General features: G+C 62.4%; 13 protein-coding genes. 6 read left to right on the top strand and 7 right to left on the bottom strand.

Going from position 1 to position 14,321, the window contains the following annotated elements:
• Window positions 1-27: 27 nt before the first annotated feature.
• Both ppx and A9K68_RS22150 read right to left on the bottom strand, forming a co-directional pair.
• Entirely contained in the window at window positions 28-1,563 is a 1,536-nt protein-coding gene (gene ppx, locus A9K68_RS22145; protein WP_065008994.1) for an exopolyphosphatase, read from the bottom strand.
• Complete coding sequence (locus tag A9K68_RS22150) at window positions 1,563-3,764, bottom strand: RNA degradosome polyphosphate kinase (RefSeq protein ID WP_065008993.1); 2,202 nt, start codon at window positions 3,762-3,764, stop codon at window positions 1,563-1,565. Before A9K68_RS22150 ends, ppx begins: the two co-directional genes overlap by 1 nt.
• A 318-nt stretch (window positions 3,765-4,082) precedes the next feature.
• Here A9K68_RS22150 and A9K68_RS22155 point away from each other — a divergent pair, with 318 nt between their 5' ends.
• Entirely contained in the window at window positions 4,083-4,328 is a 246-nt protein-coding gene (locus A9K68_RS22155; RefSeq protein ID WP_065008992.1) for a zinc-finger domain-containing protein, read from the top strand.
• Between the two features lie 16 nt (window positions 4,329-4,344).
• Complete coding sequence (locus tag A9K68_RS22160; protein ID WP_065008991.1) at window positions 4,345-5,568, top strand: FAD-dependent monooxygenase; 1,224 nt, start codon at window positions 4,345-4,347, stop codon at window positions 5,566-5,568.
• Between the two features lie 9 nt (window positions 5,569-5,577).
• Here A9K68_RS22160 and A9K68_RS22165 read toward each other — a convergent pair whose 3' ends face one another.
• From A9K68_RS22165 to A9K68_RS22185, 5 genes are all read right to left on the bottom strand, one after another.
• Window positions 5,578-6,261, bottom strand: a complete 684-nt coding sequence (locus tag A9K68_RS22165) for a TIGR02117 family protein (RefSeq protein ID WP_203546854.1) — start codon at window positions 6,259-6,261, stop codon at window positions 5,578-5,580.
• A gap of 102 nt (window positions 6,262-6,363) precedes the next feature.
• Window positions 6,364-7,167, bottom strand: a complete 804-nt coding sequence (locus A9K68_RS22170) for an amino acid ABC transporter ATP-binding protein (RefSeq protein ID WP_065008990.1) — start codon at window positions 7,165-7,167, stop codon at window positions 6,364-6,366.
• A 21-nt stretch (window positions 7,168-7,188) separates the two neighbouring features.
• Window positions 7,189-8,346, bottom strand: a complete 1,158-nt coding sequence (locus A9K68_RS22175; protein WP_029354255.1) for an amino acid ABC transporter permease — start codon at window positions 8,344-8,346, stop codon at window positions 7,189-7,191.
• A gap of 4 nt (window positions 8,347-8,350) precedes the next feature.
• Window positions 8,351-9,538, bottom strand: a complete 1,188-nt coding sequence (locus A9K68_RS22180; protein ID WP_029354257.1) for an amino acid ABC transporter permease — start codon at window positions 9,536-9,538, stop codon at window positions 8,351-8,353.
• 63 nt (window positions 9,539-9,601) lie between these two features.
• Window positions 9,602-10,630: an amino acid ABC transporter substrate-binding protein gene (locus A9K68_RS22185; protein ID WP_065008989.1), complete on the bottom strand. Its 1,029-nt coding sequence runs from the start codon at window positions 10,628-10,630 to the stop codon at window positions 9,602-9,604.
• Between the two features lie 445 nt (window positions 10,631-11,075).
• Between A9K68_RS22185 and A9K68_RS22190 the strand changes: the two genes are divergently transcribed.
• The 4 genes from A9K68_RS22190 to A9K68_RS22205 all read left to right on the top strand — a co-directional run bounded on the left by A9K68_RS22190 (window position 11,076) and on the right by A9K68_RS22205 (window position 14,089).
• Window positions 11,076-12,245: a cystathionine beta-lyase gene (locus tag A9K68_RS22190; RefSeq protein ID WP_065009015.1), complete on the top strand. Its 1,170-nt coding sequence runs from the start codon at window positions 11,076-11,078 to the stop codon at window positions 12,243-12,245.
• Between the two features lie 212 nt (window positions 12,246-12,457).
• A complete protein-coding gene (locus A9K68_RS22195; RefSeq protein WP_065008988.1) occupies window positions 12,458-13,138 on the top strand; it encodes an RNA polymerase sigma factor in 681 nt (226 codons plus the stop codon).
• A 100-nt stretch (window positions 13,139-13,238) separates the two neighbouring features.
• Window positions 13,239-13,763, top strand: a complete 525-nt coding sequence (locus A9K68_RS22200; RefSeq protein WP_065009014.1) for a DUF4142 domain-containing protein — start codon at window positions 13,239-13,241, stop codon at window positions 13,761-13,763.
• Window positions 13,760-14,089 carry a cupredoxin family copper-binding protein gene (locus tag A9K68_RS22205; protein ID WP_065008987.1) on the top strand — a complete coding sequence of 110 codons (330 nt, stop codon included), beginning with the start codon at window positions 13,760-13,762 and terminating at the stop codon, window positions 14,087-14,089. Before A9K68_RS22200 ends, A9K68_RS22205 begins: the two co-directional genes overlap by 4 nt.
• The last annotated feature ends 232 nt before the right edge of the window (window positions 14,090-14,321 follow it).

Here is a 14,321-nt window from a genome sequence, read left to right on the forward strand (position 1 = left end):
CGGCACAAGCTGTTTGTCTGAGCCAGATTACTTGGCTGGCATATTGGGGCCGCCCTCGACCGCCAGCACCAGCCGGCGGTTGGTGACCCTCGCCAGCTGTGCCAGCCGGCCGGCCGGTCGCTCGCCGTAAAGGTCGGCCAGCGACGCCGGCAGCACCAGCGCAAGCACGCCATTGCCGCGGCTCTCCCATTTCAACCGCGGCATGACGCCCGGCATCGCCGCCGTCAGCAGATAGACGACGCGCATCACGGCGGCCAGCACGCGGGCGCGCTCGATATAGCGTGGCGTCGCCAGTGCCTTGATTTCCGGCGCGATCGATTCGTTGAAGATGCCCTCATGACGGTAGGCGTTTGCCAGCGCCAGGAAGGCGCGGCCGGGATGGTCGACGCCGATGAAGGAGGCGTGGGCAATGATGTTGAGCGATTGCTTGCCGCGATACTCGGGATGTGCGCGCCAGCCGATGTCGGCAAGCAGACAGGCGGCCTGGCGGTAACGCGCCTCGTCGACCGTCTCCTCGATGCCGAAGGCGGCGAAGGTCTTGCCCGTCCACTCGACAAGCTCATGCGCGTGGGTGACCGAGCGCGAACGCAGCCGGGCGAGTTCCTCCGAGGCCGAGATCAGCGGATCTGCCGTCTGCTCGGCTTTGTCGAGCAGCGAATAGAGGAAGCCCTCGCGCACGCCCAGCGCCGAGACGATGATCTTGGACGGCTGCATCGCCGCCATGATCTCCTGCAGCACGATGGCGCCATAGGGCAGCAGCGAGCGGCGGTTCTTTGAGACGCCCTCGATACCCCTTACCTTCTCGATCTCGCCCTTGGCGACCTGCTTGAGGAAGTTCGTAGCGCTGTGGATGCCGATCTCGTAATGGTGCATGACGCTCAGCGGATAGCTGGTCATTTCCATGTACAGCCGGGCGAGGTTTCGCCAGGTGCCGCCGACCGCATAGAACGGCCTGCCCTGCCCGCCTTTCAGCAGCTTTGCCCGTGCCAGTTCGTCGCGCGCTATCTTTGCCGCCTGGGCCAGTGAGTTCTTGGCCATGTCCTGCAGACGCAGGCCGCCCAGCGGCAGCGTGATGCCGTCGCCGATTGCCTCGCCATCGACGTCGACCAGTTCGAGACTGCCGCCGCCGAGGTCGCCGGCGATGCCGTTGGCCGGGTGGAAGCCGGAAATGACGCCAAGCGCGGAATAGTGGGCTTCCTGGCGCCCGCTCAGCACCTGGACCTCGGTCTTGAGTACATCTTCGGCGCGCTGGATGAAATCGGGACCGTTGACCGCCTCGCGGGCGGCGGCGGTCGCGAGCACATACATTTGCTCGGCGCCGACCTGCTCGGACAGCGCGCGGAAACGCCGAAACTCCTCCATCGAGCGGGTCACCGCCTCGGGATCGAGCTTTCCGGTCGAGACGATGCCGCGACCGAGGCCGGCCAGCATCTTTTCGTTGAACAGCGTGGTCGGCGAGCGCGCCAGCCCCTCATAGACGACAAGACGGATCGAGTTCGACCCGATGTCGATGATGGAAAGCGGTCGGCGGTCCTGAAGCCGGCCCTGGGACGTTGAAATCATCAGCCGGTCGCTGCGGCGTTTTTCTTGCGGCGCTTGAACTGCGCGATGCGCTTGGGCGCATGCGATTTCAGCGCATCACCGCGTCCGGAAAGGCTCGGATTGGTCATGAAATATTCCTGCGCGTTGAACGGTTCCTCGCCCTCCTCAAGCGTGGCGCGCCGGGAGGTTCCGTCAGCCAATACGTCGAAACTTTGCTGGTTGTCCATGATGTTGCCCAGCATGATCTGGCCGAGGACTTGTTCATGCACCGTTGGATTGGTGATCGGCACCATGGTTTCGACGCGACGGTCGAGATTGCGCGGCATCAAATCGGCCGATGAGATGTAGACGACCGCCCCGTCCGACGGCAGTCCATGGCCGTTGCCGAAACAATAGATGCGGCTGTGTTCGAGGAAGCGGCCGACGATCGACTTGACCCTTATATTTTCCGACAGGCCCGGCACCTGGGGCCTCAGACAGCAGATGCCGCGCACGACAAGATCGATCTCGACGCCGGCGCGGCTGGCGTCATAAAGCGCGTCGATGATGATCGGATCCACCAGCGCATTCATCTTCATCCAGATGCGGGCCGGCCGGCCTTCCAGCGCATGGGTAATCTCGTCTGAAATATGCTTGAGAATCCGGCTTCTCAGCGTGAAGGGTGAGATAGCCAGCCGCATCTCATCGGTCGGCTCGGCGTAGCCGGTGATGAAATTGAACAGCTGGGCGACGTCGCGGGCGATCGTCGGAGCGGTGGTGAAGAAGGACAGGTCGGTGTAGATGCGCGCGGTGACGGGATGGTAGTTGCCAGTGCCGAGATGCACATAGTTGCGCAGCTTGCCGTCCTCGCGCCGCACCACCAGCGACATTTTCGCGTGTGTCTTCAGTTCGAGGAAGCCGAACACGACCTGAACGCCGGCGCGCTCGAGGTCGCGCGCCCAGCGGATGTTGGCTTCCTCGTCGAAACGCGCCTTGAGCTCGACCAGCGCGGTAACCGACTTGCCGGCCTCCGCCGCGTCGACCAAAGCGCGCACGATCGGGCTGTCGTTCGAGGTTCGATAGAGCGTCTGCTTGATCGCCACGACTTCCGGGTCGGCCATCGCCTGGCGCAGGAACTGCACCACAACGTCGAAGGATTCGTAGGGGTGATGAACGATGATGTCCTTCTCGCGGATGGCGGCGAAACAGTCGCCGCCATGCTCGCGGATGCGCTCGGGAAAGCGCGGATTATAGGGCGTGAACTTGAGGTCGTCGCGGGCGATGGCGACGATCTCGGAAATTTGGCTGAGCGCCAGCGGACCGGTGAGCACACTGATGCGGCTCGACGAGACGCCAAGCTCGCCGGCGACGAACTCGCGCAGTTCGGCCGGCATCAGCTTATCGAATTCGATGCGGATGACCGAGCCACGGCGGCGCCGCTTCAGCGCCGTCTCGAACAGGCGCACGAGATCCTCGGACTCCTCCTCGACCTCGATGTCACTGTCGCGGATGATGCGGAACGTGCCGGAGCCCTTGACTTCGTAGCCGGGGAACAGCTTGCCGATATAGAGGCCGACCGCTTCTTCCAGCGGAATGAAGCGGACATGATGCTTGCGGTCGGGCAAGCGAATGAAGCGTTTCAGCGCCACCGGCAGACGCAACAGCGCGCTCATCTCCTCGCCATTCCTGCGATGGCGCAATTGCAGGGCCATCGAGAAGCCGAGATTGGGAATGAACGGGAATGGATGCGCCGGGTCGATCGACAGCGGTGTGAGCACCGGAAAGACCTGCTCCTGGAAATGATCCTCGAGCCAGGCCTTCTCGTCCTTGGTCAGCCCATCGCGGCTGATGCTCTCGATGCCTTCCTTGTCGAGCAGCAGCATCAGCGCGGAAAGGCTTTTCTGCTGGTCCTCCTGCAGACGCTCGACTTCGCGCAGCAACTGTTCCAGCTGTTGTTCGGGGGTGCGACCGTCCGGGCTCTTCAGCGTGATGCCTTCGCGAACCTGGCCGGCGAGACCGGCGACGCGGACCATGAAGAACTCGTCGAGATTGGCGGCCGAAATCGACAGGAAGCGGACACGCTCGAGCAGCGGATGATTGGCGTTCAGCGATTCCTCGAGGACGCGGCGGTTGAATTGCAGCCAGGAAAACTCGCGGTTCACGAAGCGGTCCGGGTTGCCGCCCTCGGGGCTCGCCACCTCGACAGTGGTGAATTCGCTCTGCACCGGCTTTAGTTCGTTCATGGTTCCTGCTCGTTTCGCACCCGCTGGCCAGAGCATCGCGCGTCTTTCCGGACGCGCAAAGGACGCTCTACCACTCTTAAGCTAGGCATGATCCCCAGCGAAACCGAATTCGGTTTTCGGGAGCATGCCTTAACCGGCTTAGCTTATCCTGTGACAGGCTTTTACGACAGTTTGATTTCATCGATCTTGCAAAGAGACAGCTTATGATCCAGATGCAATCCAGGCTACAGCGCGGCGCGCTCTTGGACGCGCAAAGGACGCGGTGGAATTTTGATTTGCGCATGATCCGGGGTCATGCGGCAGATGTAGGAGACGACGATGGCAGGCAGTTCCATTCCCCATTTCCAGAACGATGCGGGCTATGCGGCGATCGACATTGGTGTCAAGGAATTCATGTGCACCGGTGCCAACCCGCCTTTCGACCATCCGCATGTGTTTCTCGACATGGGCGACGACAATGAAAAGGTCTGCCCCTATTGCTCGACGCTTTTTCGCTATTCGCGAAAGCTGAAGGCGACGGAAACGCAGCCTGCGGGATGCCTCTATATTCATCAGGCAGCCTGAGGCGCACGCCATCCCCATGGACGACATCCGGTCCCGGCAGGTCGTTATCGCCGGAGCCGGCGTCGCCGGACTGACTGCGGCGCTGGCATTTTCCGAACGCGGCTATCTGTTGCGGCTGTTCGAACAGGCGCCGCGCGAAGCAGCCGGCGCCGGGATCCAGCTGTCACCCAACGCAACGCGCATCCTTCGCCAGCTCGGCGTGCTCGACCGGCTGTTGCCGGCGGCGGTGCGGCCAGAGGCCGTCGTGCTCAGGGACGCCGCCACACTGCGCGAGCTGGCGCGGGTGCCGCTTGGCGAAGAAGCCGAAAGGCGCTGGCACGCGCCCTATCTCGTCGCTCATCGGGCCGATCTGCAAGACGCGCTCATGGCGCGCCTTGCCGAACAGCCGGACATCAGTCTCGTCACCGGCGCGCGCGTCGGCGGCATCGCCGCAGGACCGCGCCATACCACGGCAACAGTCGAGATTGCCGGCAAGACGGTCGAAGCCGACGGCTTTCTGCTGATCGGCGCCGACGGCGTGTGGTCGGCTATCCGTGCTCTTCGCGGGTTTGCGGCCAAAAGCCGGTTTTCGGGCGAGCTTGCCTGGCGCGCTACGATCAGTGCAGACAGTGTCGCGGGAGAAGCGCTTGCGGCGGTCGGCGCCGCCAATTGCGTGACCGCCTTCCTGCATCCCGGTTTTCACCTCGTCGCCTATCCGGTCAGCAACGGCACGGCGTTCAACCTGGCCGCCTTCACCAGGGGCGAGATCATCGCCGAGGGCTGGTCGGGCCACGCCGACCCCAACATCCTCGTCGGCGCGATGCGTGGCACCGCGGCAGCACTGGCCCGGCTTGCCGAGGATGCCGGCCCGTGGACCGCATGGCCGATCCATACGGTCGACCAGGCACAGCCATGGACAACGCCCGCCGGCATCGCGCTGATCGGCGACGCCGCGCATGCGATGACGCCGTTTGCGGCGCAAGGCGCGGCGATGGCGATCGAGGATGCCGCAACCCTTGCCGGGTTTGTCGCCGCCTCGCCTGCCGACCCCTGGAGCGCCCTTGCCGCCTGGGAAAAGGTGCGGCGCCCGCGCATCGCCAAGGTCGCCCGCCGCGGTGCTGTCAACCGTCTCGCCTGGCACGCTTCCGGGCCGGTGGCGGTCGCGCGCAACCTGTTTCTGAGATTGCGCTCTCCGGAAAGGCTCGCCGCCGATCTCGATTGGCTTTATGGCTGGCAGGTACCGGAAACCGTCGGACACTAGTGCCAAGCATCAATTATAAATCCGCATCGACAGGTCGAGCGAGGCCGGCAGCGGATTCCACCAGCCTGTCCGCAGGCCGGCGATACGCAGAGCCGCCGCTGTCCAGGTGTTGCAGCCAACCAGCGCGTTGAAATGGCCGTTGGCTTCGTAGAAGCGGTCGAACCTGGAGGCGGCATTCTCGACTGGGATGGGACCGTTCGGCCCTTGCTGGAAACTGGCGGTGATGAAGTCGAGCAGCGCCGCAAAACGCTCCTCGCTGATGTCGAAGCCGGCGACGTCGGGGTGCGGCTCGACAATGTTGCCGGCGACATCGATATGCATCACCGATGCGTCCAGTGTCAGCGCCTTCATCACCGGCACCGCCTTTAGTTCCGACCAGGTCGGCGTCTCCAGATAGAAGGCGCGGCCTCCCCAGCCGAAGACGATGTAGCGGACCCCAGCCATGTCGTCCGGAATGCCGCCATCGACCAGGAAATGGAAGCGCTTGCGCACGTCGTCATCGACCGGGACGGCGATATCGGTGTGGATCGGATTTTTCAGCACCAGGATGTGCCTGGTGGCTACGGGATCGGCGGCGGCCGCCGGCAAGAGCGGCCGTGGAATGAACGTGCCCAAAACCACGGCAAGCACGATTGCCACCACCAGAATGGCGAAAAAACGCCCAAGCTTTTTCACGAGGGACGGCTTTTTCATGAGGGACGGCCTCGCAATCGGGGCGCAATCGCCGGCTGACGGCCCAGATGCAAAAGAGCCCGGCAGGATTCGGCCGGGCTCTTCTGATTCGCGTGAGAGCGATCAGTGCAGGATCTGCGACAGGAACAGTTTTGTGCGCTCGTGGCGCGGATTGTCGAAGAACTCGGCCGGCGTGTTCTGCTCGACGATCTGGCCCTGATCCATGAAGATCACCCGGTTGGCGACCTTGCGGGCAAAGCCCATCTCGTGGGTGACGCAGAGCATGGTCATGCCCTCTTCGGCGAGGCCGACCATTGTCTCCAGCACTTCCTTGATCATTTCGGGATCGAGCGCAGAGGTCGGCTCGTCGAACAGCATGATGCGCGGGTTCATGCATAACGAGCGGGCGATGGCGACGCGCTGCTGCTGGCCGCCGGAAAGCTGGCCGGGATATTTGTTGGCCTGTTCCGGGATCTTGACGCGCGTGAGGAAGTGCATGGCGATTTCCTCGGCCTGTTTCTTCGGCGTCTTGCGCACCCAGATCGGCGCCAGCGTGCAGTTTTCCAGGATGGTCAAATGCGGGAACAGGTTGAAGTGCTGGAAAACCATGCCCACCTCGCGGCGCACTTCGTCGATCTTCTTAAGGTCGTTGGTCAATTCCTTGCCATCGACGATGATCTTGCCCTTCTGGTGCTCTTCCAGCCGGTTGATGCAGCGGATCATCGTCGATTTGCCGGAGCCCGAAGGGCCGCAAATGACGATGCGCTCGCCGCGCATCACCTTCAGATTGATATCCTTCAGCACGTGGAATTCGCCGTACCATTTGTGCATAGCGATGATGTCGATGGCGACGTCGGTGGTGGATACCTGCATCTTGGCGGCATTGACCTTGATCTCTTCCGCGCTGACTGCATTTTCTGTGGCCATGGAAGGTCCCCTTTTTTGTTCTTAGCGTTTGTAGCTGGTATCGAGCCGGCGTTCCGTGAACATCGAATAACGCGACATGCCGAAACAGAACATCCAGAAGACGAAGGCAGCGAACACCAGGCCGGACCTGGCCGTCTGCGGCGTTGCCCAGTTGGCGTCGGAAAAATTCTGTTTGACGACGCCGAGCAGGTCGAACATCGAGATGATTGAGACCAGGCTGGTGTCCTTGAACATTCCGATGAAGGTATTGACGATGCCGGGAATGACCAGCTTCAGCGCCTGCGGCAGCACGATCAGGCCCATCTTCTGCCAGTAGCCGAGGCCGAGCGAATCCGCACCCTCATACTGGCCCTTGGGGATCGCCTGCAGGCCGCCGCGCACCACTTCGGCCATATAGGCAGCGGCAAACAGCGAGACACCGATCAGCGCCCTCAGGAACTTGTCGAAGGTGACGCCGGCCGGCAGGAACAGCGGCAGCATGACGCTGGCCATGAACAGGACGGTGATCAGCGGGATGCCGCGCACCGTCTCGATGAAGATGACGCACAGCATCTTGACGATCGGCATCTTCGATCGCCGCCCCAGCGCCAGCACAATGCCGATCGGCAGCGACACGGCAATGCCGACGAAGGACAGGGTGAGCGTCACCAGAAGCCCGCCCCATAGCGGGGTTTCGACATGCGGCAGGCCGAACACGCCGCCAACCAGCAGGATGAAAGCAACGATCGGCAGCGCCCCGAAGAATAAAATTGCGTTCAGCCCCTTGCGCGGCACCTTCGGGATGAGCAGCGGCACCAGAAGCGCCACGAACAGGATGGCGACGAGGATCGGCCGCCAGCGCTCATCGATCGGATAGCGGCCGAACATGAACTGGCCGAATTTGGCGTTGACGAAGGCCCAGCAGGCGCCCGACCAACCATCCGGCTGGATGCCGCCCTGCGCCACCGTGGCGCAGAACGTACGGTCGGTTCCGGTCCATTGGGCGTTGATGAAAGCCCAGCTGATCAGTTGCGGCAGGATCATTGCGACCAGCACGATGCCGATGATGGTCAGGATCGTGTCGCCGGTCGAAGCAATCAGGTTTTTGCGTATCCAGGCGCCCAGACCGCGCTCACTTGCTGGCGCCGACTGTGCCAGCGCCATTTCGACGCGGACGAAGGAAAGGTCGTGCTCCTGCATGTCGCTACCTCTCCACCAGCGCCATTCTGGCGTTGACCACGTTCATGATCGCCGACGTCAACAGGCTGAGCGCGAGATAGACCACCATCATGATCAGCACGCACTCGATCGCCTGGCCGGTCTGGTTCAGCACCGTGCCGGTCGTCGCCGTCAGGTCCGGGTAGCCGATGGCGATGGCCAGCGACGAGTTCTTGGTCAGGTTCAGATACTGGCTGGTCAGCGGCGGAATGACGATGCGCATGGCTTGCGGAATGACGACAAGCCGCAGAATCGATCCCGGCCGCAGCCCGAGGGCACCGGCTGCCTCGGTCTGCCCCTTACTGACGCCCATGATGCCGGCCCGCACGATTTCGGCGATGAAGGCGGCCGTATAGAAGGACAGCGCCAAATAGAGCGACAGGAACTCCGGCTTGACCTGAAAGCCGCCGGTCAGGTTGAAGGTCGATTGCTTTGGATAATCGAAGCTCAGCGGGAAGCCGCTCAGCGCATAGGCCAGCAACGGCAAGCCGATGATCAAAGCCGCCGATGTCCAGAACACAGGGAATTGCTGGCCGGTCGCCATCTGCCGCTGACGCGCCTTGCGGGCGACGAACCACGCCATGGCGATGCCGAGAAGCAGAGCGACCAGGATCAGCCAGGAGCCTTCGCCCCACACGGCGCGCGGAAAATAAAAGCCACGTTGGTTGAGAAAGGAGCTGAACGGCAAATTGATGCTCTCGCGCGGCGGCGGCAGCACCGAAAGCACGCCTGAATACCAGAAGAAGATGACCAGCAGCGGCGGGATGTTGCGGAAGACCTCGACATAGACCGTGCAGATCTTGCGGATCAGCCAGTTGTGCGAAAGTCGGCCGACGCCGAGGATAAAGCCGATTATGGTCGCGGTGATGATGCCGGAGACGGCAACGATGAGCGTGTTGATGAAGCCGACCAGAATGGCGCGGCCATAGGTGGAATCCGACGAGTAGGCGATGGCGCTGTCACTAATGTCGAAGCCGGCGCGGCCCCTGAGGAACCCGAAGCCTGATGCAATGCGCAGGCGCGTCAGATTGTCGATGGTGTTTTGGACGATCCACCAAACCAACGCCACCAGCACGATGACGACCACCGCCTGGAAGAATATGCCGCGGACCTTCGGATCGTTGATGAAGGAGCCGCGGCTTGGCTCCTCGCGAAGAATTTCCTGCGATGCCATTCGACCATCCCCTGAAAAGAGAAACCGGAAGGCAGACGATCTGCCTTCCGGATCACATTTCGGTCAGCGGATCGGCGGAGAGTACTGCAGGCCGCCCTTGGTCCACAACGCGTTGATGCCGCGCGCGATCTTGAGCGGGCTGCCCGAACCGACATTGCGTTCGAACATTTCGCCATAGTTGCCGACAGCCTTGACGATGTTGACCACCCAGTCATTGGAGACACCGAGGTCGGTGCCGATCTTGGTGTCGGGCTCAGTTCCGAGCACGCGCTTGATCTCCGGGTTGTCCGAGTTCTTCATCTCGTCGACATTGGCCTTGGTGATGCCGAGTTCCTCGGCCTGCAGCAACGCGAAATAAGTCCACTTGACGATGTGGTACCACTGGTCGTCACCCTGACGCACGGCCGGTCCAAGCGGTTCTTTTGAGATGATCTCGGGTAGCACAACGTGGTCGGCCGGGGCGCCAAGCGTCAGGCGGATGCCGTAGAGACCCGACTGGTCGGTGGTGTAGACATCGCAGCGGCCGGCGTCATAGGCGGCGTTGACCTCTTCCAATTTCTCGAAGACGACCGGGTTGTACTCCATCTTGTTCGACTTGAAATAGTCGGCAAGGTTGAGCTCGGTTGTCGTGCCGCTCTGCACGCAAACCGCCGCGCCGGAAAGCTGCAGCGCGGAATTCACGCCCGGCAGCTTCTTGGCGTTGATCATGAAGCCCTGGCCGTCATAATAGGTCACGCCAATGAAGTTCAGGCCGAGTGCGGTATCGCGGTTGATGGTCCAGGTGGTGTTGCGCGACAGGATGTCGATCTCGCCTGACTGCAGCGCGGTGAAGCGTTCCTTGGCACTGAGCGGCGTGAATTTGACCTTGGTGCCATCGCCGAAAACGGCGGCCGCGACAGCGCGGCAGAAATCCGCATCGATGCCTTGCCAGTCGCCCTTGTCGTCCGGCGCCGAGAAGCCGGCCAGACCGGTCGAGACGCCGCATTGGATGAAGCCCTTGGCCTTGACGTCGTCGAGCGTGGCCGCCGACGCGGCCGAAGCCACCAACCCAAGCGCGGCGGCGCCCAGAATGCCGATTGCAATGTGTTTCATAACCCACAGACCCTTTTCTGTTTTTTTCAGGCGAACCTGACTTTTTCCGTGTGAACGCAGCTTTCGGTTCCGGCCCATTCCCGGAACCCCGCATCGCAACCGACGCGCTGCCTCCCATTCACGAACTGCATCGAAGGCGATTATTTCAGTGAGGTCAAGGGAAATGACCTAAACCGAAAGAGTTTGAAAACCAATTGCCGCAAATGCCTGAATTGCAGACAAACGCGCCTGGAAATTAGCCAGCCGTGCGAACAAAGCCGGCAAAGCCCGGTCAACGCAAATCGGGGGCTGGGCCGGCAAAACCCGTCGCTCGGATTTACGGCCCATGACTGACTTGTCGTGCGATGAATTGGCATATCCAAAGCCCGCCGGCTGGCGGGTGGCGAACGGTTGCGCGGCCAATGCCGCCGCACTATGGCTAGCGCTTCATCAGAGGCGAAGCGCAATGGCAAAAGACGGCAACGAAATGGGCATCAACACGCGGCTTGCCCATTCGGGCAACAATCCGCACGACTATTTCGGCTTCGTCAATCCGCCGGTCGTGCATGCCTCGACCGTGCTCTATCCCAACGCGGCGACGATGGCGGCACGCAGCCAGAAATACACCTACGGCACGCGCGGCACGCCGACCACCGACGCGCTTGCCGGCGCGATCGACGCGCTCGAAGGCTCGGCCGGCACGATCCTGGTGCCCTCGGGCCTGGCGGCGGTGACGGTGCCGCTGCTCGCCTTCCTGTCGGCGGGCGACCATGTCCTGATCGTCGATTCCGTCTATCACCCGACCCGCAATTTCGCCGACACGATGCTGAAACGGCTGGGCGTCGAGGTAGAGTACTACGATCCGCATGTCGGTGCCGGTATAGCGGCGCTGATCAAGCCCAACACCAGGGTCGTGTTCACCGAATCGCCGGCATCCAACACGTTCGAGGTGCAGGACATACCGGCCATCGCCAGCGCGGCACACGCCGCAGGCGCGATCGTCATGATGGATAACACCTGGGCGACGCCGCTCTACTTCCGCCCGCTCGACCACGGCGTCGACATCTCGATTCATGCGGCGACGAAATACCCGGCTGGCCATTCCGATGTGCTGCTCGGCACCGCGTCGGCCAACACGGCCTGCTGGAAACAGCTTTGCGAGACGTTCTACACGATGGGCTGCTGCGCCGGGCCGGACGATGTCTATCAGGTGCTGCGCGGCCTGCGCACCATGGGTGTGCGCCTCGACCACCATCAGCGCAGCGCACTGGCCATCGCCGGCTGGCTGGAGGGCCAGCCGGGCGTGGCGCGCGTGCTGCATCCAGCGCTTGCCAGCCACCCCGATCACACTCTCTGGAAGCGCGACTTCTGCGGCTCGAGCGGCATTTTTTCGATCGTCCTAGCTGGCGGCGGCCAGAAACAGCAGCATGCCTTCCTCGACGCGCTCAGGATATTCGGCCTTGGCTATTCCTGGGGCGGCTATGAGAGCCTTGCCGTGCCGGTGTTCCTCGGCGACCGCGTCGTCGCCAAGGGCCCTTATGACGGCCCGCTCGTCCGCTTGCAGATCGGGCTTGAAGACGTCGACGACCTGAAAGCCGATCTGGCGCGCGGCCTCGCTGCGGCGGCGGCTGCTTGAGCGACGGCAGGGTCTTCCAACAGGCGCATCCTCGGCCTGATCACGCAGACCGATCTGCTGGCCGCAACGGCGCGCGCAAGCTGCAGACAAGCTGCTGGTCGAAGCGGTAGCGTAGTCGGGCCGCCGGGAAAAATGTTCGGGAACCTTTTCTCGGTTAGCCCGTCCAATGTTTCGATCGGAGGATTTGCTTCCGGTCAGGAGATTGGCTCGCGATGAGGAAACCGCTCACGGCTGCGACCGTCATGCCCGCCGCATCTGGCGAGATGCAGCTTGTCGGCCGCGCCTTGGCACGCGAGGGCGGAGCCTTCCGCACGATTATCAAGACGCACAACCAGCGGCTCTATCGTATCGCCCGCAGCGTCGTCCGCAACGACAGCGAGGCTGAGGACATCGTGCAGGAGGCCTATGTCAGGGCCTTTGCCCAGCTCGGGGATTTTCGCGGCGAATCCTCTCTCGCCACATGGCTGTCGCGCATCGTCATCAATGAGGCGCTTGGGCGTTTGCGCAAGAGGCGGCGAACGGTAGCGATGCCGCAAAGTCTACAAGCCGAAATCATCAAGTTTCCCCTTAATCCCAGCGACGATCCGGAGCGGACGATGGCGCAACGGCAGATCCTCGAGCTTGTCGAACGGGCGACCGATCGCCTTCCCGATGTCTACCGGACAGTATTCGTGGCGCGGGTGATCGAGGGTCTCAGCATAGACGAGACCGCAGAATTGCTTGATGTGCGGCCCGAAACCGTCAAGACCCGGCTGCACCGCGCCCGCGCCCTCGTCCGCAAGGCGCTGGACGATCAGATCGGCCCGGTGCTGCTCGATGCCTTCCCCTTCGCCGGCCGCCGGTGTGAACGGCTGACCGCCGCGGTGATGCAGCGGCTTGGCTTTACAGACTGATTTTTCCCGAATTCCCGGGAACGTTTGCCCCCGCCCGGCATCCAATCATCGTCAACTGGAAATGCCCGGAGCCATTCGCATCCGGGCGAAGGAGAACGTCATGTTTATTCGATCGACCACCGCACTGGCAGCGCTTTTCCTGCTCAGCACAGCAACGTTGGCGCAAGCCTCCGATAAGCCGAGCGACCCGCAGATCGCCCACATCGCCTACACAGCCGGCGTGCTTGACGTCGAGGCGGCCATGCAAGCGCTGAAGAAATCGAAAAACAAGGAGATTCTCGACTTCGCCAAAGACATGGTGCGAGACCATGAAGCCGTAAACAAACAAGCGCTTGACCTGCTCAAGAAGCTCAACGTGACGCCAGAGGACAACGGCACCAGCAAGGCGCTGACCAAGGCGGCGGACGAGGAACGGGCGAAGCTCGCCAAGCTCGACGGCGCCGCGTTCGACAAGGCCTATGTTGACAACGAGGTCGCCTATCACAAGCAGGTCAACGGCGCGCTCGAAACCCTGCTGATCCCCTCGGCCGAGAATGCCGAACTGAAGAGCCTTCTGGAGACCGGCCTGAAGCTATTCCAGGGCCATGAACAGCATGCCGAACATGTCGCCGGCATGCTGAAATGAGTACAGCATCGACGGTGTCGAAACGGCATCTGTGGATTGCAATGGCGCTAACTATTGCTGCCGCATCCGCCAAGGCCGAAACGATTGAGGTGACGATCGAGAAGCTGGTGTTTTCGCCCGCAAGCATCGAGGCGAAGGTCGGCGACACGATCGAGTGGGTCAACAAAGACGTGTTCGCCCACACGGCGACCGTCACCGGCGGCTGGGAGGTGATGATCCCGCCGAAGACATCGGCGAGCCTGACGCTGAAGAGGGCAGGTTCGTTCGACTATTTCTGCCGCTTCCACCCCAACATGAAAGGCCAAATGACGGTGAAGTCGCCCTAGCCAAGCCAGCAGAGACCGCCCTGCACGCACAGGGCGGTCGGGCGGCATCAAGCCGCCTGGTAGCGAGGCGCCGGCTCGCCGGTCTGCGTCGCGGCGAACAGGGTGGTGCGAACAGGGTGGCGCGGGCAGCGTCGTAGGCTTCCCACAGCGCGCGGTCTGGTAGAGGTCCGCCAGGATGCCCACGACCGGCGAACGAAACATGCTGTGCTGACGCCACTCGGAAAAGCGATAC

The organism is Mesorhizobium sp. AA22 (assembly GCF_001672375.2).
Taxonomy (GTDB): Bacteria; Pseudomonadota; Alphaproteobacteria; order Rhizobiales; family Rhizobiaceae; genus Mesorhizobium; species Mesorhizobium wenxiniae.

Excerpts from the sequence above, each read along its gene's own strand:
- ppx (WP_065008994.1), bottom strand. The coding sequence starts at position 1,563 with ATGATTTCAACGTCCCAGGGCCGGCTTCAGGACCGCCGACCGCTTTCC.
- A9K68_RS22150 (WP_065008993.1), bottom strand. The coding sequence starts at position 3,764 with ATGAACGAACTAAAGCCGGTGCAGAGCGAATTCACCACTGTCGAGGTG.
- A9K68_RS22155 (WP_065008992.1), top strand. The coding sequence starts at position 4,083 with ATGGCAGGCAGTTCCATTCCCCATTTCCAGAACGATGCGGGCTATGCG.
- A9K68_RS22160 (WP_065008991.1), top strand. The coding sequence starts at position 4,345 with ATGGACGACATCCGGTCCCGGCAGGTCGTTATCGCCGGAGCCGGCGTC.
- A9K68_RS22165 (WP_203546854.1), bottom strand. The coding sequence starts at position 6,261 with ATGAAAAAGCCGTCCCTCGTGAAAAAGCTTGGGCGTTTTTTCGCCATT.
- A9K68_RS22170 (WP_065008990.1), bottom strand. The coding sequence starts at position 7,167 with ATGGCCACAGAAAATGCAGTCAGCGCGGAAGAGATCAAGGTCAATGCC.
- A9K68_RS22175 (WP_029354255.1), bottom strand. The coding sequence starts at position 8,346 with ATGCAGGAGCACGACCTTTCCTTCGTCCGCGTCGAAATGGCGCTGGCA.
- A9K68_RS22180 (WP_029354257.1), bottom strand. The coding sequence starts at position 9,538 with ATGGCATCGCAGGAAATTCTTCGCGAGGAGCCAAGCCGCGGCTCCTTC.
- A9K68_RS22185 (WP_065008989.1), bottom strand. The coding sequence starts at position 10,630 with ATGAAACACATTGCAATCGGCATTCTGGGCGCCGCCGCGCTTGGGTTG.
- A9K68_RS22190 (WP_065009015.1), top strand. The coding sequence starts at position 11,076 with ATGGCAAAAGACGGCAACGAAATGGGCATCAACACGCGGCTTGCCCAT.
- A9K68_RS22195 (WP_065008988.1), top strand. The coding sequence starts at position 12,458 with ATGAGGAAACCGCTCACGGCTGCGACCGTCATGCCCGCCGCATCTGGC.
- A9K68_RS22200 (WP_065009014.1), top strand. The coding sequence starts at position 13,239 with ATGTTTATTCGATCGACCACCGCACTGGCAGCGCTTTTCCTGCTCAGC.
- A9K68_RS22205 (WP_065008987.1), top strand. The coding sequence starts at position 13,760 with ATGAGTACAGCATCGACGGTGTCGAAACGGCATCTGTGGATTGCAATG.